Source organism: Ramlibacter sp. AN1133 (genome assembly GCF_037890035.1).
Lineage (GTDB): Bacteria > Pseudomonadota > Gammaproteobacteria > Burkholderiales > Burkholderiaceae_C > Ramlibacter.
Genome location: NZ_JBBKTQ010000018.1, coordinates 75,778 through 91,799, shown reverse-complemented (window position 1 = coordinate 91,799; position 16,022 = coordinate 75,778). Strand labels below are relative to the sequence as shown.

Sequence of the window (16,022 nt, the reverse complement as noted above, 5' to 3'; positions counted from 1 at the left end):
AACGCCCGCCCACGGTGGCCGGGAGGCTGCTCTAATCGCGCGCATGGACGCGACCCCGCCGCCCGCCGAGGGCACCATCACCACCGAGCGCCGCGACGCGCTGCTGCTCATTGGAATCGACCGGCCCGCCAAGCGCAACGGCTTCACGCCGCGCATGTTCCGCGAGCTGGCCCAAGCCTACACCCTGCTGGAAGACGATCCCGGCCTGCGCGTCGGCGTGCTGCATGCGCACGGCGCGCACTTCACCGCGGGCCTGGACCTGCCCTCCATCGCGCCCTCGATGCAGCGCGGCGAGAAGCTGTGGCCGGCGGGTGCGGTCGAACCGCTGGACCTGGGCAGCCCCGGCTTGCGGCGCCGCAGCAAGCCCCTGGTGGTGGCGGTGCAGGGCATCACCTTCACGCTCGGCATCGAGCTGATGCTGGCGGCCGACGTCGTCGTCGCGGCGGACGACTGCCGCTTCTCGCAGCTCGAAGTCAGGCGCGGGATCATGGCTACCGGCGGCGCGACCTTGCGCATGGCGCAGCGCGCGGGCTTCGGCAACGCGATGCTGCACCTGCTGACGGGCGACGAGTTCGGCGCCGCGGAGGCTCTGCGCCTGAACTTCGTGCAGAAGGTGGTGCCCGCCGGCGAGCAACTGGACGCGGCGATCCGCATCGCGGAGACGATCGCCGCGCAGGCGCCGCAGGCGGTGGTGGCCACCCGGCTGAATGCGCGCCAGGCGATCGAGCACGGGCCGCTGGAGGCCATGGCGGAGTTCGTCGCCGTGCAGCAGCGCCTGTCGCGCACCGAGGATGCGGCCGAGGGCCTGCGCTCCTTCGTCGAAAAGCGAGCCGCCCGCTTCACGGGACGTTGATCGAACGGCCGGGCAGCAGGAACACCGGGCGCCCCGAGGTCATCGTTCCGCGCCCATAATCCAGCCCCCCGCAAGCCTCTTCAAGGATCCCAGCATGGCCACTCCCCTCGACAAGGTCCTCTACACCGCCAAGACCCACGTGACCGGCGGACGCGACGGCAACGGCCGCTCCGACGACGGCAAGATCGAAGTGCGGCTGTCGCCGCCGGCGCAGGGCGGCCCGGGCACCAATCCCGAGCAGCTGTTCGGCATCGGCTACGCGGCCTGCTTCATGGGCGCGATGAAGGCGGTGGCGCCCAAGGTGGGCGTGCAGGTGCCCAACGACGCCGCGATCGACAGCGAAGTGGACCTGGGGCCGACTTCGCTCGGCTACGGCGTCTCCGTGCGCATGAACATCAAGCTGCCGGGCCTGCAGCGCGAGCAGGCGCAGAAGCTCGTCGACGAAGCGCACAAGGTCTGCCCGTACTCCAACGCCACGCGCAACAACATCGACGTGAAGCTCAACATCGTCTGAGGCGAGGAGCCCTGAGCGGCGCACAATGCCGCATGAACGACGACACCCGGCATCCCTACGCCGCGCTCACGCCCGACGTGGTGCTCGACGCGCTGCTGCCGCTCGGCCTGTACGGCGACGGCCGCCTGCTCGGCCTGAGCTCCTACGAGAACCGGGTGTACCAGGTGCACCTCGAGGAGCCCTTCCACGGCTCCGATGTGGTGGTCCTCAAGTTCTACCGGCCGAATCGCTGGACCGATGAACAGATCCTGGAGGAGCACGCCTTCGCCGCCGAACTGCAGCGCGCCGAAGTGCCGGCAGTGGGGCCGCTCGCTCCCGGCGGGCAGACGCTGCACCATTTCGCGGGCTTCGCCTTCAGCGTCTCGCCGCGGCGCGGCGGCCGCATGCCGGAACTGGACGACCCCGAGGTGCTGGAGTGGATCGGGCGCTATCTCGCGCGCCTGCACACCGTGGGCGCGCAGCATGCGTTCCGCGTGCGGCCGGCGCTCGATGCGCAGACCTTCGGCGAAGAGCCGCGCGACTGGCTGCTCACGCACGAGGCGATCCCGCTGGACGTGCAGGGCGACTGGTCGCGGCTGTGCGCGCAGGCGCTGGCGCGCGTGCGCGTGGCGCTGCAGGAGGCGCAGGAGGCCGGCGTGCGCACCCTGCGCCTGCACGGCGACTGCCACCCCGGCAACATCCTGTGGACGCCGGACGGCGGCCCGCACTTCGTGGACCTCGACGACGCGCGCACCGGCCCCGCGGTGCAGGACCTGTGGATGCTCCTGTCCGGCGAGCGCTCGCAGCGCCAGCGCCAGCTGGGCGGGCTGCTCGATGGCTACGAGCAGCTGCGCGACTTCCATCGCGCGGAGCTCGCGCTGATCGAGCCGCTGCGCACGCTGCGGCTGATCCACTACAGCGCGTGGCTGGCGCGGCGCTGGGACGACCCGGCGTTCCCGCATGCCTTCCCGTGGTTCGGCACCAGCGACTACTGGCGCGGGCAGGTGCAGATGCTCGAGGAGCAGCTGGAGGCGATGGAGGAGCCGGCTCTGGTGGTGTGAACGATCGTCCTCCCCGGAGGGCGGGTCTCGTAGGCTGGCGCTGAGCCGCGCCAGCGCGCGAAGCCCAGCGCTTCGCGCATCGCTGGGCTTTCGCTTCGCTCCAGCGCCAGCCTACGGGATGCCGACGCGATGCCGGCGCGGCTCAGCGCAGCGTGTTCTCCAGCACCCCGATCCCCTGGATCTCCAGCCGCACCACATCGCCCGGCTTGAGGTACTTCGGCGGCTTGAAGCCGATGCCCACGCCCACCGGCGTGCCGGTGGCGATGATGTCGCCCGGGTACAGCGTGATGCCGCCGGAGAGCGTCTCGATCATCTTCGGGATGTCGAAGATGAAGTCCTTCGTGTTGGCATCCTGGCGCAGTTCGCCGTTGACCCACAGCTTGATGTCCGTGTCCTGGCCGTTCATTTCGTCGGCCGTCACGATCCACGGGCCCATGGGGCAGAAGGTGTCGAAGGATTTTCCGAGCAGCCATTGCTGGTGGCGGCTCTGCCAGTCGCGCGCGGTCACGTCGTTGATGATCGTGTAGCCCCACACGTGCTTCATCGCGTCGGCGCGGCTGATGCCCTTGCCGCCCTTGCCGATGATCACGGCCAGCTCGCATTCGTAGTCGATCGCGGTCGACACTTCGCCGGGGAACAGGATGTCCGCCTTGTGGCCGACCACCGACTCCGGAACCTTGCTGAAGTAGATCGGTTCGGCCGGGATGTCGCCGTGCGACTTGGCGCTCGAATCGAAACCGCTGCCGGCGAATTCCTTCGCATGCGCGTGGTAGTTCTTGCCCACGCAGAAGATGTTGCGGCGCGGCCGCGGGATCGGCGCGAGCAGTTCGATCTTGTCGAACGCGATGGCCGCGCCGGTGGCGGGGAGCGCCCCGCCCGCGGCCTGCGCCTCCACGATGGGCAGTGCGCCGCGCGCTGCTTCCTCGGGGGAAAGCTGGAACGGCTCGACTTGCTTGCCATCGGCTGACACACGGCCAACGCCGGGCTGGCCCTGATAACGATAAGCTGCGATTCTCATGGGGGAAAACTCTCTTTCGCGCCACAATTGGCGCTCTATAGCATGCTAACAAAACCCCCGTCAGGAGTTCCCCCGATGTTGCGTCGTTTTCTGTGTGCTGCGGGTCTCGTTGCCGCAGCCGGGCTGGCCTTTGCGCAATCCGCTTTCCCGACCAAGCCCATCACCATGATCGTGCCCTTCCCGCCCGGCGGCCTGGCCGATACGGTCGGGCGCCCGGTGGCCGAAGCGATGAGCCGGGACCTCGGCCAGCCGGTGGTGATCGAGAACAAGGGCGGCGCCGGCGGCGGCATCGGCATGGCCCAGGCAGCCAAGTCCCCGGCCGACGGCTACACGATCCTGATGGCGCTTTCTTCTTACAGCGTGCTGCCCGAGGCCGACCGGATCCTCGGCCGCCAGCAGATGTACTCGTTCAACTCCCTGCGCCCCATCGCGCGCTTCACCGCCGATCCCGTGGTGCTTGCCGTGCGCGCCGATGCGCCGTGGAAGACCGTGAAGGACTTCGTCGACGACGCGCGCAAGCGCCCGGCCGCGCTGAACTTCGGCTCGTCGGGCAACTACGGCACGATGCACGTGCCGATGGAGATCCTCAAGCAGGTCACCAACACGCACATCACGCACATCCCGTACACGGGCGCGGGCCCGGCCGTGGTGGCGCTGCTCAGCGGGCAGGTGGATGCGCTGGCCACGGGGCCGGCGACGGTGCTGCAGCACGTCAAGGCCGGCAAGATCCGCGTGCTGGGGCACTGGGGCAACGGCCGGCTGCAGACCCTGCCCGACGTGCCCTCGCTGAAGGAAGCGGGCTACAACGCCGAGTACGCGCAATGGTCCGGCCTGTTCGTGCCCGCCGGCACGCCCGAGCCGGTCGTGCAGCGCCTGCGGGCCGCCGCGCGCCACGCCGCCAACGACCCGAAGGTCAAGGACGTGATCCTCAACGCCGGCAGCCCGGTGCTGTACCAGGACGCCCCGGACTTCGAGAAGTACGTGCAGAACGACGTGCGCCGCATGAGCGATGTCGTCAAGAAGATCGGCAAGGTCGAATAACCCCCCGGAGGCCGCGATGAAGCGTCACCTGTTCGTTCGTTCGCTCCTTGCCGCCGGCTGCGCGGCGGGGCTGCTCCACGCGCTGCCCGCCGCGGCGCAGGCCTGGCCCACGCACCCGGTGAAGATCATCGTGCCCTTCGCCGTCGGCGGGCCGGCCGACGTGTTCGCGCGCGCGCTGGCGCTGAAGCTGCCCGACCTCCTGGGCGGCCAGGCCTTCGTCGTCGAGAACAAGCCCGGCGCGGGCGCGGTGATCGGCACCGACCAGGTCGCGAAGTCGCCGCCGGACGGCTACACGCTGCTGCTGATGTCGAACACCCACACGGTGAACGAGACGCTGGTGGCCAACAAGCCCTACGAGCTGCTGCGCGACTTCGTGCCGGTGGCGCCGATCAACTACTCCGACCTGGTGCTGGTGGCGCATCCGTCGGTACCGGTGAACAACATCCGCGAGCTGGTCAAGGCTGCCAAGGAGAAGCCGGGCAAGCTGACCTATGCGTCGTCGGGCACCGGAACGCCGTACCACATGGCCGGCGAGCTGTTCAAGAGCATGTCGGGCACCAGCATCCTGCACATTCCCTACAAAGGCAGTTCGGGCGCGCGCACCGACGTCCTGGGCGGCCAGGTCAACCTGATGTTCGACGCCGTGACCACGATGACGGAGCAGATCAGGGCCGGCAAGGTGAAGGCGATCGCCACCACCGGCAAGACGCGCTCCGCCGTGCTGCCCGACGTCCCCACCGTGGGTGAATCGGGCGTGCCGAACTACGAGGCGACGATCTGGCTCGGGCTGATGGCGCCCAAGGGCACGCCGGCCGACGTGGTCAACCGGCTGAATGCCGCCGTGAGCAAGATCGTCAGCGACCGCGAGCTGCAGCAGGCCTGGGCCAGGCAGGGCGCGGTGCCGATGGTGATGAGCCCGCAGGCCTTCGACAAGTACGTGAACGAGGACATCGAGAAGTGGGCCAAGGTGATCCGCTCGGCCCACATCAAGGCGGACTGATGGCGGGAACACTGAACATCCTGAGCGGCGGCGCGGCGCAGGGCCTGGTCTCGCGCCTGCAGGCGGAGTTCGAGGCGAAGCACGGCTGCCGCCTCTCCGGCACCTTCGGCGCCGTCGGCGCGATGAAGGACAAGCTGCTGGCCGGCGCGCCCTGCGACGTGCTGATCCTGAGCCAGGCACTGATCGAGGACCTCGCGGCGCAAGGAAAGGCCGATGGGTCCTCGGCGCGCGCGGTGGGCCAGGTGAAGACCGGCGTGGCGCTGAAGGCCGGCCGCGAACCGGTCACCATCCGCTCGGCGGACGACCTGAAGACGCTGCTCGCGGCAGCGCCCGCGATCTACTTCCCCGATCCGGCCAAGGCCACCGCCGGCATCCATTTCATGAAGGTGCTGCAGGCGCTGGGCCTCGCAGGCGATCCGGCCAGGCTGCGCACGTTCCCGAACGGGGCGACGGCGATGGCGGCACTGGCGCAGGCGCCCGAAACGGATGCCGTGGGTTGCACGCAGGTGACGGAGATCCTGATCACGCAGGGCGTGCACCTCACGGGGCTGCTGCCGCCGCCGCACGAGCTCACGACCACCTACACCGCCGCCGTGGCGAAGGATGCGAAGGAGCCGGAACTGGCGCGCGCCCTGATCGCCGCGCTGACGGCCGCCGCTGCGGCGCAGGTGCGCAGGGAGTGCGGGTTCGAGTGAGCCTGGCGCGCAGGCCGCGCCCGTAGGCTCGCGGCCGCGCCGGTAGGCTCGCGGCAGCGCCCGTAGGCTGGCGGTGACCCGCGCCAGCGCGGGAACCCCAGCGATGCGCGAGCGCCGCGAGCGCTGGGGTTCGCGGCGCTCACCACCAGCCTACGGGCACCCCTCTTGCGCTTTCAGGACAGCAGCGCGTTCACCCGCTTCACATACGCCGCCGGATCCTCCGGCAGCCCACCTTCCGCCAGCAGCGCCTGGTCGAACAGGATGTGCGCCAGGTCGTGGAAGTGGGGCGAACCCTCGAGCTTCTGCACCAGCGGATGCGAGGCATTGACCTCCAGCACCGGCTTGACCTCGGGCGCCTTCTGGCCGGCCTGCTTGAGCAGCCGCGCGAGCTGCAGGCTCATGCCGCCGTCGCTGACGACCAGGCAAGCCGGCGAATCGACGAGGCGGGTGGTGACGCGCACGTCCTGCGCCTTGTCCTTCAGCGCTTCCTTCAGCTTCGCCAGCACCGGCTTGAAGGACTCGGCGGCCTCCTCGGCGGCCTTCTTCTCCGACTCGTCCTGCAGCTTGCCGAGGTCGACCTGGCCCTTGGCCACCGACTGCAGCGGCGTGCCGTCGAACTCCGTGAGGTACGACATGGCCCACTCGTCCACCCGGTCGGTCATGTACAGCACCTCGATGCCCTTCTTGCGGAAGATCTCGAGCTGCGGGCTGTTGGCGGCCGCCGAGCGCGTGTCGGCGCTGATGTAGTAGATCGCCTCCTGGCCTTCCTTCATGCGCGCCTTGTAGTCGGCCAGCGAGACGCCCACGGCGTCGCTCTGCGTGGAGGCGAAGCGCAGCAGCTTCGCCAGCCGGTCGCGGTTGCCCATGTCCTCGCCCAGGCCTTCCTTGAGCACCGCGCCGAACTCGGCCCAGAACTTCGCGTACTTGCCCTTGTCCTCCTCGCTCGCGGCCTCGTCCCGTTCGGCCTTCGCCAGGTCCTCCAGCATCGCCAGCACGCGGCGCGTGTTGCCCTCGCGGATCGCCTTCACGTCGCGGCTTTCCTGCAGCAGCTCGCGGCTCACGTTCAGCGGCAGGTCGGCGGAATCGACCACGCCCTTGACGAAGCGCAGGTACGCCGGCAGCAGCGCTTCGGCCTCGTCCATGATGAACACGCGCTTCACATAGAGCTTCACGCCCGCGGCCTTCTCCCGGTTCCAGAGGTCGAAGGGTGCGCGCGAGGGGATGAACAGCAGCTGCGTGTACTCGGTGCTGCCTTCCACCCGGTTGTGGCTCCAGGCGAGCGGATCCTCGTAGTCGTGGCTGATGGCCTTGTAGAACTCCTGGTACTGCTCCGGCGTGATGTCCTTCCGGTTGCGGCTCCACAGGGCCGTCGCCTGGTTGACGGTCTCCCATTCGTCGGTGGGCGCGTGCTCGCCGCCCTTGCCTTCCTCGCCCTCCTTCCACTCCTCCTTGCGCATCAGGATCGGCAGGGAGATGTGGTCGGAGTACTTGCCGATGATGGACTTCAGGCGCCAGGTGGAGAGGTAGTCCAGCGCATCGTCGCGCAGGTGCAGCGTGACGCTCGTGCCCCGCTGCGGCTTCGTGATCGCCTCGACCTCGAAGTCGCCGGCGCCGGCGCTCGCCCAGCGCACGCCCTCCTCGGGCTTGAGGCCGGCGCGGCGCGATTCCACCGTGATGCGGTCGGCCACGATGAAGCCGGAATAGAAGCCGACGCCGAACTGGCCGATCAGCTGCGCATCGGCCTTCTGGTCACCGGAGAGCCGGCTGACGAATTCGCGCGTGCCGCTCTTGGCGATCGTGCCCAGGTTCTCGATCGCCTCGGCCTGCGACATGCCGATGCCGGTGTCGGCGATCGTGAGCGTGCGGGCCTCCTTGTCGAAGCTCACGCGCACTTCGAGCGTGGGCGCGTCCTCGTACAGCTCGGGATGGTGCAGCGCCTCGAAGCGCAGCTTGTCGCAGGCGTCGGACGCGTTGGAGATCAGTTCCCGCAGGAAGATCTCCTTGTTGGAGTACAGCGAATGGGTGACCAGGTGCAGCAGTTGCGCGACCTCGGCCTGGAAGGAGTGTTTCTGGCTCATGACGTGTTGTTCTGAAGGGACGAACGGCGCCGCGCAAGTAAGGGCTGGCCGTGAACTTTTCAAGCCGCCCGGGGGCAGCGGGGCCCCGATGTGAACTTTTCGACGCTTCCTGCCGAGTATCGGCGACACGCGGCTGCGCGGCGGCGCAACGGCTGGTTACAGTGAGCGTCATGCGGATCGAGCTTCCCCTTCCTTCCTGGGCCGACACCATGCCACGCGCCGAGGACGACGCGCACACGCTGACCGTGGCGGCGGCGCCCATGGAGTGGGCTCCCTGGCAATGGGGCAGCGATCCGGCGCCCACCCTGCGGCTGCACGTGGAAGCGGCGCCCCCGGTGGCGGTCACCCTCACCTTCTGAGCGAGGGCGCGCCGCCCTCCCCGCCTCAGAACTCGTATTCGGCCTGCAGCCGCAACTGGTTGCGCGGCGAGGCGTCCGTCAGGCCGAACAGCACCCCGGCATTCCACTTGATCGTGCGGGCCTGGCCGACCTTCAGCCGGCCGAACACCGCCGGCCCCCAGCGATGGGACTGGTCGGAAGTCGAGGCCCAGTGGTCCCAGGGGCCGAACTCGCCGAAGCCCTGGGCGCCGAACTCGAATTCCGGCCGCCAGCGATACCGCAGCTGCCACTGGTAGCCCAGCTCCGCGCGCGCGGCATTGTCGGCGCGGTAGTGCTTTTCGACCAGCAGGTTCAGGTTGGCGGCGACGCTGGTGCCCAGGTCGGCCTGGAACAACGGGCCCCAGCGCACTTCGTAGCCTTCGCTGCGGTCGCGCGGACGCTCGATCTCCAGCAGGAAGCCGACGTCCACCGGATAGCGGCCGGTCTCGGTGAGCTGGAAACGGTTTTCCCACTCCCAGGCGTCGAAGCCGAAGCGCTCGCCCGGCTCCTTGTGCCACTTGGCGGACAGTTCGGTGAACCACCAGCGGTTGACGCCCAGGCCGAAGCCCAGGATGGTCTCGCTTTCGCGGGTGCCGTCGCGCAGCTTGCGGGTGCCCGCCTTGAACTCGACCTCCTTCTCGCCTTCTTCGACGGTGGCGGGAAAGACGTATTCGGCGGGGCCGGCCAGCGCCGGGACGGCGGGGGTGAGCGAAATGCAGGCGAGCGCGGCCAGCGCTGCTGCATGCACAGCGTTCTTCATCGGTTTCTTTCTGGTGTGGTTGGAGGAAAACGCGGCGCGCGGGCTACGGCGCGTGGGCCGTGCGGCGCATCAGCCGGGTGCCGGCGTAGATCAGCGCCAGCACGCCGACATAGGAGGCGATCTGGGCGGCGGAGGGCCGCGCGTCATAGCCCATGAGGGCATGGAGGAAGGTGCCGAACGCGGAATCCGGCGCCAGCGCCGCCGACGTGTCCCACAGGGGCGTGGTGCCCCGCTCGAGGAAGCCGGCCTGCGCCAGCGCCTTGACCAGCTGGCTCGCGATGGAGCCGGCCAGGATCGCGATCAGCGCGTTGGTCGTCGCGAACACGTGCCGCGTCGGCAGGCGCGACAGTCCGCCGTAGATCACGAGCCCGGCCCCGACGCCGGAGAACACGCCCAGCGCGCACGACACGACCACTTCGCCCGGATGCACCGCGCCCGCGCCCGCGCCGGTGAGCGCACCGCCGACGAACAGCACCGTCTCCGCGCCTTCGCGCAGGACCGCCAGGGCGACCGCGACCAGGAGGGCCCAGGGTGCGCGCTGCCCCTGCTGCACGGACGAGCCGAGCTGGCGCGCCTGCAGCGCCATCTCGCGCGAATGGGCGCTCACCCAGATGCAGTGCCACAGCAGCATGGCCAGCGCCACCGACAGCACGGCGATGTTCACCAGGTCCTGCCCCATGCCTTCGAACCGTTCGCTGATCTGCTGCGCGGAGAGCGCCAGCAGGATGGCGCCGAACACGCCGAGGCCGACGCCGCCGGCGAGCCAGCGGCTGCGGCCTGCCAGCTGGCGGGTGGCCGCGGCCACGATGCCGACGAACAGGGCCGCTTCGAGCGACTCGCGAAAGACGATCAGGGCGGCGGCGAACATCGCGGCCCCTATTCGGCGACGACGGCGCCCTGCGCCGTCTTCTCGTTGAATTCGCCGAAGAAGGTGTAGCGGCCGGGCTTGAGCGGGCCGATGAAGATCGTGGCCTTCGCGCCGCCCGGGATCACCTTTTCGCGATTCAGGCTGTGGCTCTCGAATTCCTCGGCGGTGCCGTCCTGGTTGTGCACCAGCAGCTTGACGCGCTGGCCGGCGGGAACCTTCAGCTCGGAGGGTTCGAAGCGGTGGTTCCGGATCACGAGCGTGAATTCGCGTTCGGCCGCGCCGGCGGAGGTGAACGCGCAGGCAAGGGCGAGGCAGGCAAGCAGGGGCGAGGCGCGCATGGGGGGCTTTCTTCTTGAGGCTTCCCCATCTTAATGCAAATCACTCTCATTTGTGAAGAGCGGACGCGATCCACGCGTCGTGCTGCACGCATTGGTTACACAATGAATCAGAACTGTGCGTCTTGAAACACTGCAAGGTATTAGCCGTTTGGCTTACGCCGCCTGCGAATCCGGCCATCGCCTCCGCGCCACCGCCAGTCGTCCCCAGCCCGCTCGACAGCCATGAAATTGCGGCAAGTCTGCGGAATATTTGGCTTTTTTCCGTTTGATGACTCCGGAATTGCCCGCAGCCGTCAGCTTCGTTAATTGCATTCACTTACCCCCTGGCCTACATTTTCCTCGTAGTCAAGGCTTAGGCGGTTTGCCTAATGACCCACAAGGACGATTCGTTAGGCCGTTGCGGAACTTGAGTTGAAGTAGCGGCCCCAGGGATCACCCAGTAACGGTTAGTTGATTGGTCAAATGAGGATTCCGATGCTGAACAAGTCTTCCATCCGTGCCATCGCCGCCGCGGCGATGGCGTTCTTCGCTGCCGGCGCCTTTGCCGGGTCGGACGGCTCCACCCTGACCGTCACCGCGAGCGTCGGTGCCAAGTGCAAGGTGACGCTGTCCGGCGCCATGGCGTTCGGTTCCCTGGACCCGACGCTCACCACCGACCCGACCGCCACCGCGACGGCCAGCTACAAGTGCACCAAGGGCACGGCCGTGACGAGCTTCGGCGTCAACAGCGTGACCACCGGCGCCACCGGCACCGGCGGCACCATGACCGGCGCGCTCGCTTCCCCGGACACGATCGCCTACACGATCACGTGGACCGACCCGACCGCCTTCACCGGCGACGGCCTGGGCGCCGCCGGAACGGCCAAGAGCGTGACGCTCAACGGCAAGATCCTGAACGCCAACTACGTCAACGTGAAGCCCGACTCCTACACCGGCACGATCGGCGTGGCGGTCAACTACTAAGCCCACCGCCGAAGGCAAGAGAAGTTCGCGGCACGCGCACTCCGCCCTTGCGGGCGAAGGTGCGCGGCGTCGCCCATGAAGGAAAGGTTGGCCATGGGAGGCCGAAGCGAGCGCGGGAGGCGGCGCCGCGCCGCGCTGCTCGCGGCGCTGATGCTGGCCGGCAGCCTGTCCGCCCACGCGGCCAGCGACAGTGGAGCCCTGACGGTGACGGCAACGGTGGTGGGCCGCACCGGCTGCCTGTTTCTCAACAGCAGCAATCCCACGCTCGACTTCGGCGTGATCGACCAGGCGTCGACCGCCAATGCGACGGCGGCCACGACCGTCACCGTGCGGTGCCGGGGCAACATCTTCGTCAACTGGTCGATCGCCGTGGACAACGGGCTGAATCCCACCGGCACGGGCGTGCGCCGCCTGCGGCACGAATCGATCGCCGGCGAGCTGATGCCCTACACGCTGACGGTGACGCCCACCAACGGCTTCTTCTTCCTGTTCGCGGGCAGCCGCACGATCGACGTCACCGGCTCCATCGCGCCGGCCAATTTCCAGCCGGCGGCGGCCGGCGCGTACAGCGACACCGTCAAGCTCACGCTCAACTTCTGAAGGCGCGGCCCGCAGCCGCGATCAGCGTTGGCCAGGGCGCAGTCCGGTGGGCCCTTGGGCTAAAGTCGCGTGAAATCAACCCTGCGCCGGCCCAGACGGTGCGAAGCAGTATCGATGATGCCCACCCTCTCCGGACTTCGACCCGCCTGGCGCACCGCGCCTGCATGGATGGCCCTGGTCGGCCTGCTGGCCGCTGCGCCCGCCAGCGCGAGCGAGTTCTCCGTGGCGCCGATCCGGGTGGAACTGCGCGCCGGCGCGCTCAGCGAAACCATCACCGTGACCAACCACGCCGAGGCGCCGCTGCGCGTGGGCATCAAGCTCATGGAGTGGACGCAGGACGCCAAGGGCGAGGACGTCTACAAGGAGACCACCGACCTGGTGTACTTCCCGCGCCAGATGGACCTGCCTCCCGGCGCCCAGCGCCTGGTGCGCGTCGGCGCCAAGGCGCCGGCCGGCGTGACCGAGCGCACCTACCGCCTGTTCGTCGAAGAGCAGCCGGAGGCCGCGGCCGAACCCGGCCAGGCCCGCATCGCGGTGTTCCTGCGCTTCGGCGTGCCCGTCTTCCTGCCGCCCGCGGCGCCCCGCTCCCAGCCGGAGATCCTGCAGCCGACGCTGGACCACGGCCGGCTGTCGCTGCAGGTGAAGAACGAAGGCAACCAGCACTTCCGCCTGCTGCGGCTGCTGGTGCAGGACGGCGCCGGCTTCTCGCAGGAGATCACCGGCTGGTATTCGCTGGCGGGCAGCGAGCGCACCTACTCCCTGGAGGTCCCGCGCGACGTGTGCCGCAAGGCCAGGACGCTGACCATCGCCGTCGAGGGCGAGGGGCTCCGCGCCGACCGCAAGCTCGATGTCGATCCGGCGCGCTGCAGCTGATCGAGCTCTCCGCGGTCCCGGCCGCCCGCGCCCGGCCTTCCTGTCTCCGCCGTCCGCGCTGCGCCGCGGCGCCCTGGCCCTGGCCTGCCTGCTGCTCGGGGCGGCCGGCCCAGCGCTCGTTCAAGCGCAGCCCGAGGCGCCCGCCGCCGCGGCTTCGGCCGAAGCGCCGGAGCCGGTGATCGTCACCGTGCGCGTCAACGGCGTCGAGCGCGGCGAGTTCACGGTGCTGCGCACGTCCGATGGCGACTTCTGGATCGCCGCGGGCGACCTTGCCCGCATGCAGCTGGAGTCGCGCGATGCGGCCCGCCGCGCGCTGGACGGCGAGTCCTTCTACTCGGCGCGCGCCCTGGGCGCCACCACGATCCGCTTCGACGAGCCGACGTTGCGGCTGCAGCTGGATTTCCGGGCCGACGTGCTGGAGGGGACGCGCATCGACCTGTCGACCCGGCCGCAGCGCATCGAGCCGACACCGCCCGCGACCAGCCTCCTCCTGAGCTACCGCCTCAGCGCCATCCGGCCCGCGCGCGGCAGCGTGACCGCACAGATGGCCACCGACCTGAACGTGCGCGTCGCGGGCCTGCTGCTGCGCCAGGAGATGCGCATCGACACGGGCGCGCCGCGGCGCGCCGTCCGCGGGCCCACGCAGGTGATCTGGGACCGGCCCAGGAACGCCACCCGCCTGATCGCCGGCGACGTGGTGTCGGCGGCCGGCCCGTACGGCAGCACCATCACCGGCGGCGGCGTGCTGTTCGCGAAGGTGTACGACCTCACGCCCGACGTGGTGCGGCAGCCGACGGCGACGCTGCGCGCCTCCACCACGCTGCCGGCCGACGTGGAAGTGTCGGTCGACGGCACCCCCCTGTACCGGGGCCATGTGGGCCCGGGGCCGATCACGCTGGACAACGTGCTGCTCCATGGCGGCCTGCGCAACGTGCGCGTCGTGATCACCGACGCGGCCGGCCGGCGCGAGGTGATCGAGCAGCCCTTCCTCTTCACCGATTCGGTGCTGGCGAAGGGCTTCCACGAATACAGCTATTTCGCCGGCCGCCGCTCCGAGCTGGACGAGACCAACGTGATCCGCTACCGCGAGCCGGCCTGGCAGGCCCTGCACCGCTACGGCGTGAGCGACAGCCTGACGGTGTCAGCCGGCGGCGAAGGCAACGCCGACTTCTACAACGCCGGCGCCGGCATCGCCTTGCGCAGCGACCGCCTGGGCCTGCTGGGGCTGGACCTGCTGACCAGCAACGACCGCGAGGCGCACCGGCACGCGCTCGGCTGGTCCGGCCGCTACACCTGGAGCTCCCCGCTGGGGTCGGTGGTCCTGGGGCGGCGCCAGTTCGGGCGCGACTTCCGCAGCTTCGACAGCGCGCTCGGCGCGGCCTTCCCGCGCAGCGAGACGCGCGTCGGGCTCGCCACCAGCGTGGGCCGCTACCACCTGTCCGCCGACGTGGTGCGCACCGTGACCGACCGGGACGTGCAGGACATCGGCTTCCTGCGCCTGGGCACCAACCTCACGCGCACCGTGAGCCTGCTCGCCGAGCTGCAGACCACCCGCATCGACGACCGCAAGGGCTGGGCGGCCAACGTGTACCTGCGCGCCGACCTGGACCAGCGCCGGTGGGTGAGCAGCAGCGCGCGCGCCGGCTCGGACGGCAGGAGCCTGGAGCTGCAGGCGGGCCAGCAGCTGCCGCAAGGCGAAGGCATGGGCTACCGGGTGGGCACCCTCACCACCTGGAACGGCGGCGGCACGACCACCGCGGCCACGCTGGCCGCGGACTGGAACCTGCGGCCCTTGAGCGTGGGCGTGTTCGCCACCAGCGCCCTGGGCGGCGGCAATCCCTACCTGCAGGCGGATGCCGCCGGCGCGCTGGTGGGCATCGGCGGCTACTGGGGCCTGACGCGGCAGGTGAGCGACAGCTTCGCCCTGGCGCAGCTCGGGGTGCCGCAGCCGGGCGTGGAGGTGTACCTGAACAACCAGGCCCAGGGCCGCACCGACGCGCAGGGCCGGCTGCTGATCCCGGAGCTCGGCTCCATCGGCCGGCAGGAGATCTCCATCAACGACAAGGACCTGGCCATGCAGTACACCCTGCCGGAAAAGCGGCGTACGATCGCGCCGGCCTTCCGCAGCGGGTCGATCGTGGACTTCGGCATCCGGCAGGTGCGCGCCGCCGCCGGGATGGCCTGGCTGGTGGAGGGCGGACGGCGCACCCCGATCAAGGCCCGCTCTTGGGGGCTGGCCGGCCCGGCCGGCCGCCTGCAGATCGAAACCGGCTCGGCGGGCGACTTCTACCTGGAAGACGCCCCGCCGGGCCGCTATACCGGCATCCTGGAGGCGCCAGGCCACAGGCACGCATGCCGCCTGACCGTGCCGGCGTTTTCCGAGCCCGTGCACGAACTGGAGGAGGGCATCGTCTGTGAATAAGGCAATCCTGCTGGCGCTGCTGGTGCTGCTGGCGCCCGCCGCGTCGACGGCGGCCGTCGTGTGCCGCATCTCCTCCGGCGGCACCCTCGCCTTCGGCCCCTACGACTCCCTGGCGACGGCCCCCAACGACACCCAGATGGACGTGACGGTCACCTGCGAACGCGACGGCGGCAGCCGCAACGTCACGCTCACGCTGCAGGCCGACCAGGGCATGAACGGCGCCAGCGTGAACGCCCGCCGCCTGGCGCACGTCGGCGGCACGCGCGACACGCTGAACTACGGCCTGTACAGCGACCCGGCCCGCAGCAACGTGCTGGGCATGTCCGACGGCATCAACACGCTGCGAGCGCCGCTGTCGATCGAGAACAAGAGCTCGGCGGCCGCGCGCTTCACGATCTTCGGCCGCATCCCGCCCGGCCAGGACGTGACGGTGGGGAATTACAGCGACTCGGTGCAGATCACGCTGGTGTACTGAAGGCCCTCGCTCGGCTCGCGGGCCCCGGCCGGCCGCACGCTGCACGCCCCCTTTCGACGCCCTGCGCCCGGACGGCCCCGGTGCACGTGTCGTCCGGAGTTGACCGG

The 16,022-nt window shown here is 69.8% G+C and carries 17 protein-coding genes; 12 read left to right on the top strand and 5 right to left on the bottom strand.

The window, feature by feature from the left end:
* Nucleotides 1-43 precede the first annotated feature (43 nt).
* From WG923_RS21775 to WG923_RS21765, 3 genes are all read left to right on the top strand, one after another.
* Nucleotides 44-853, top strand: a complete 810-nt coding sequence (locus tag WG923_RS21775) for a crotonase/enoyl-CoA hydratase family protein (RefSeq protein WP_340353101.1) — start codon at nt 44-46, stop codon at nt 851-853.
* 94 nt (nt 854-947) lie between these two features.
* On the top strand, nt 948-1,367 hold the full coding sequence (locus WG923_RS21770; protein ID WP_340353100.1) for an organic hydroperoxide resistance protein: 420 nt from the start codon (nt 948-950) through the stop codon (nt 1,365-1,367).
* Nucleotides 1,368-1,399: 32 nt separating this feature from the next.
* On the top strand, nt 1,400-2,407 hold the full coding sequence (locus WG923_RS21765) for a serine/threonine protein kinase (protein ID WP_340353099.1): 1,008 nt from the start codon (nt 1,400-1,402) through the stop codon (nt 2,405-2,407).
* A 142-nt stretch (nt 2,408-2,549) separates the two neighbouring features.
* Here WG923_RS21765 and WG923_RS21760 read toward each other — a convergent pair whose 3' ends face one another.
* Nucleotides 2,550-3,425, bottom strand: a complete 876-nt coding sequence (locus WG923_RS21760; protein WP_340353098.1) for a fumarylacetoacetate hydrolase family protein — start codon at nt 3,423-3,425, stop codon at nt 2,550-2,552.
* A 75-nt stretch (nt 3,426-3,500) separates the two neighbouring features.
* Here WG923_RS21760 and WG923_RS21755 point away from each other — a divergent pair, with 75 nt between their 5' ends.
* Genes WG923_RS21755 through WG923_RS21745 form a run of 3 tightly spaced genes read left to right on the top strand, consistent with a single transcriptional unit; the run spans nt 3,501 to nt 6,161 of the window.
* Nucleotides 3,501-4,466 carry a tripartite tricarboxylate transporter substrate binding protein gene (locus tag WG923_RS21755; protein WP_340353097.1) on the top strand — a complete coding sequence of 322 codons (966 nt, stop codon included), beginning with the start codon at nt 3,501-3,503 and terminating at the stop codon, nt 4,464-4,466.
* A 16-nt stretch (nt 4,467-4,482) separates the two neighbouring features.
* On the top strand, nt 4,483-5,466 hold the full coding sequence (locus WG923_RS21750) for a Bug family tripartite tricarboxylate transporter substrate binding protein (RefSeq protein WP_340353096.1): 984 nt from the start codon (nt 4,483-4,485) through the stop codon (nt 5,464-5,466).
* Nucleotides 5,466-6,161: a molybdate ABC transporter substrate-binding protein gene (locus WG923_RS21745; RefSeq protein ID WP_340353095.1), complete on the top strand. Its 696-nt coding sequence runs from the start codon at nt 5,466-5,468 to the stop codon at nt 6,159-6,161. Before WG923_RS21750 ends, WG923_RS21745 begins: the two co-directional genes overlap by 1 nt.
* A gap of 173 nt (nt 6,162-6,334) precedes the next feature.
* Here WG923_RS21745 and htpG read toward each other — a convergent pair whose 3' ends face one another.
* Entirely contained in the window at nt 6,335-8,239 is a 1,905-nt protein-coding gene (gene htpG, locus WG923_RS21740; RefSeq protein WP_340353094.1) for a molecular chaperone HtpG, read from the bottom strand.
* 209 nt (nt 8,240-8,448) lie between these two features.
* Here htpG and WG923_RS21735 point away from each other — a divergent pair, with 209 nt between their 5' ends.
* The gene (locus tag WG923_RS21735; RefSeq protein WP_340353093.1) at nt 8,449-8,598 is read left to right on the top strand and encodes a hypothetical protein; all 150 of its coding nucleotides are present in this window, start codon (nt 8,449-8,451) and stop codon (nt 8,596-8,598) included.
* A 25-nt stretch (nt 8,599-8,623) separates the two neighbouring features.
* Here the strand turns inward: WG923_RS21735 and WG923_RS21730 are convergent, their stop codons facing one another.
* From WG923_RS21730 to WG923_RS21720, 3 genes are read right to left on the bottom strand one after another with little or no spacing between them, the layout of a single operon-like run.
* Complete coding sequence (locus WG923_RS21730) at nt 8,624-9,376, bottom strand: hypothetical protein (protein ID WP_340353092.1); 753 nt, start codon at nt 9,374-9,376, stop codon at nt 8,624-8,626.
* Between the two features lie 43 nt (nt 9,377-9,419).
* Entirely contained in the window at nt 9,420-10,244 is an 825-nt protein-coding gene (locus tag WG923_RS21725) for an FTR1 family iron permease (protein WP_340353091.1), read from the bottom strand.
* 8 nt (nt 10,245-10,252) lie between these two features.
* Nucleotides 10,253-10,582, bottom strand: a complete 330-nt coding sequence (locus WG923_RS21720; protein ID WP_340353090.1) for a cupredoxin domain-containing protein — start codon at nt 10,580-10,582, stop codon at nt 10,253-10,255.
* Nucleotides 10,583-11,056: 474 nt separating this feature from the next.
* Here WG923_RS21720 and WG923_RS21715 point away from each other — a divergent pair, with 474 nt between their 5' ends.
* From WG923_RS21715 to WG923_RS21695, 5 genes are all read left to right on the top strand, one after another.
* Complete coding sequence (locus WG923_RS21715; RefSeq protein ID WP_340353089.1) at nt 11,057-11,545, top strand: spore coat protein U domain-containing protein; 489 nt, start codon at nt 11,057-11,059, stop codon at nt 11,543-11,545.
* A 93-nt stretch (nt 11,546-11,638) separates the two neighbouring features.
* Complete coding sequence (locus WG923_RS21710) at nt 11,639-12,145, top strand: spore coat protein U domain-containing protein (RefSeq protein WP_340353088.1); 507 nt, start codon at nt 11,639-11,641, stop codon at nt 12,143-12,145.
* A 114-nt stretch (nt 12,146-12,259) separates the two neighbouring features.
* Complete coding sequence (locus tag WG923_RS21705) at nt 12,260-13,018, top strand: fimbrial biogenesis chaperone (protein ID WP_340353087.1); 759 nt, start codon at nt 12,260-12,262, stop codon at nt 13,016-13,018.
* The gene (locus tag WG923_RS21700) at nt 12,993-15,440 is read left to right on the top strand and encodes a fimbria/pilus outer membrane usher protein (RefSeq protein WP_340353086.1); all 2,448 of its coding nucleotides are present in this window, start codon (nt 12,993-12,995) and stop codon (nt 15,438-15,440) included. Before WG923_RS21705 ends, WG923_RS21700 begins: the two co-directional genes overlap by 26 nt.
* On the top strand, nt 15,433-15,915 hold the full coding sequence (locus tag WG923_RS21695) for a Csu type fimbrial protein (protein WP_340353085.1): 483 nt from the start codon (nt 15,433-15,435) through the stop codon (nt 15,913-15,915). The genes WG923_RS21700 and WG923_RS21695 overlap by 8 nt, the downstream gene beginning before the upstream one ends.
* Nucleotides 15,916-16,022: the final 107 nt, after the last annotated feature.

What these genes read in the sequence shown, in the direction of transcription:
- WG923_RS21775 (WP_340353101.1), top strand. Translation starts at nt 44, where the DNA reads ATGGACGCGACCCCGCCGCCCGCCGAGGGCACCATCACCACCGAGCGC.
- WG923_RS21770 (WP_340353100.1), top strand. Translation starts at nt 948, where the DNA reads ATGGCCACTCCCCTCGACAAGGTCCTCTACACCGCCAAGACCCACGTG.
- WG923_RS21765 (WP_340353099.1), top strand. Translation starts at nt 1,400, where the DNA reads ATGAACGACGACACCCGGCATCCCTACGCCGCGCTCACGCCCGACGTG.
- WG923_RS21760 (WP_340353098.1), bottom strand. Translation starts at nt 3,425, where the DNA reads ATGAGAATCGCAGCTTATCGTTATCAGGGCCAGCCCGGCGTTGGCCGT.
- WG923_RS21755 (WP_340353097.1), top strand. Translation starts at nt 3,501, where the DNA reads ATGTTGCGTCGTTTTCTGTGTGCTGCGGGTCTCGTTGCCGCAGCCGGG.
- WG923_RS21750 (WP_340353096.1), top strand. Translation starts at nt 4,483, where the DNA reads ATGAAGCGTCACCTGTTCGTTCGTTCGCTCCTTGCCGCCGGCTGCGCG.
- WG923_RS21745 (WP_340353095.1), top strand. Translation starts at nt 5,466, where the DNA reads ATGGCGGGAACACTGAACATCCTGAGCGGCGGCGCGGCGCAGGGCCTG.
- htpG (WP_340353094.1), bottom strand. Translation starts at nt 8,239, where the DNA reads ATGAGCCAGAAACACTCCTTCCAGGCCGAGGTCGCGCAACTGCTGCAC.
- WG923_RS21735 (WP_340353093.1), top strand. Translation starts at nt 8,449, where the DNA reads ATGCCACGCGCCGAGGACGACGCGCACACGCTGACCGTGGCGGCGGCG.
- WG923_RS21730 (WP_340353092.1), bottom strand. Translation starts at nt 9,376, where the DNA reads ATGAAGAACGCTGTGCATGCAGCAGCGCTGGCCGCGCTCGCCTGCATT.
- WG923_RS21725 (WP_340353091.1), bottom strand. Translation starts at nt 10,244, where the DNA reads ATGTTCGCCGCCGCCCTGATCGTCTTTCGCGAGTCGCTCGAAGCGGCC.
- WG923_RS21720 (WP_340353090.1), bottom strand. Translation starts at nt 10,582, where the DNA reads ATGCGCGCCTCGCCCCTGCTTGCCTGCCTCGCCCTTGCCTGCGCGTTC.
- WG923_RS21715 (WP_340353089.1), top strand. Translation starts at nt 11,057, where the DNA reads ATGCTGAACAAGTCTTCCATCCGTGCCATCGCCGCCGCGGCGATGGCG.
- WG923_RS21710 (WP_340353088.1), top strand. Translation starts at nt 11,639, where the DNA reads ATGGGAGGCCGAAGCGAGCGCGGGAGGCGGCGCCGCGCCGCGCTGCTC.
- WG923_RS21705 (WP_340353087.1), top strand. Translation starts at nt 12,260, where the DNA reads ATGATGCCCACCCTCTCCGGACTTCGACCCGCCTGGCGCACCGCGCCT.
- WG923_RS21700 (WP_340353086.1), top strand. Translation starts at nt 12,993, where the DNA reads ATGTCGATCCGGCGCGCTGCAGCTGATCGAGCTCTCCGCGGTCCCGGC.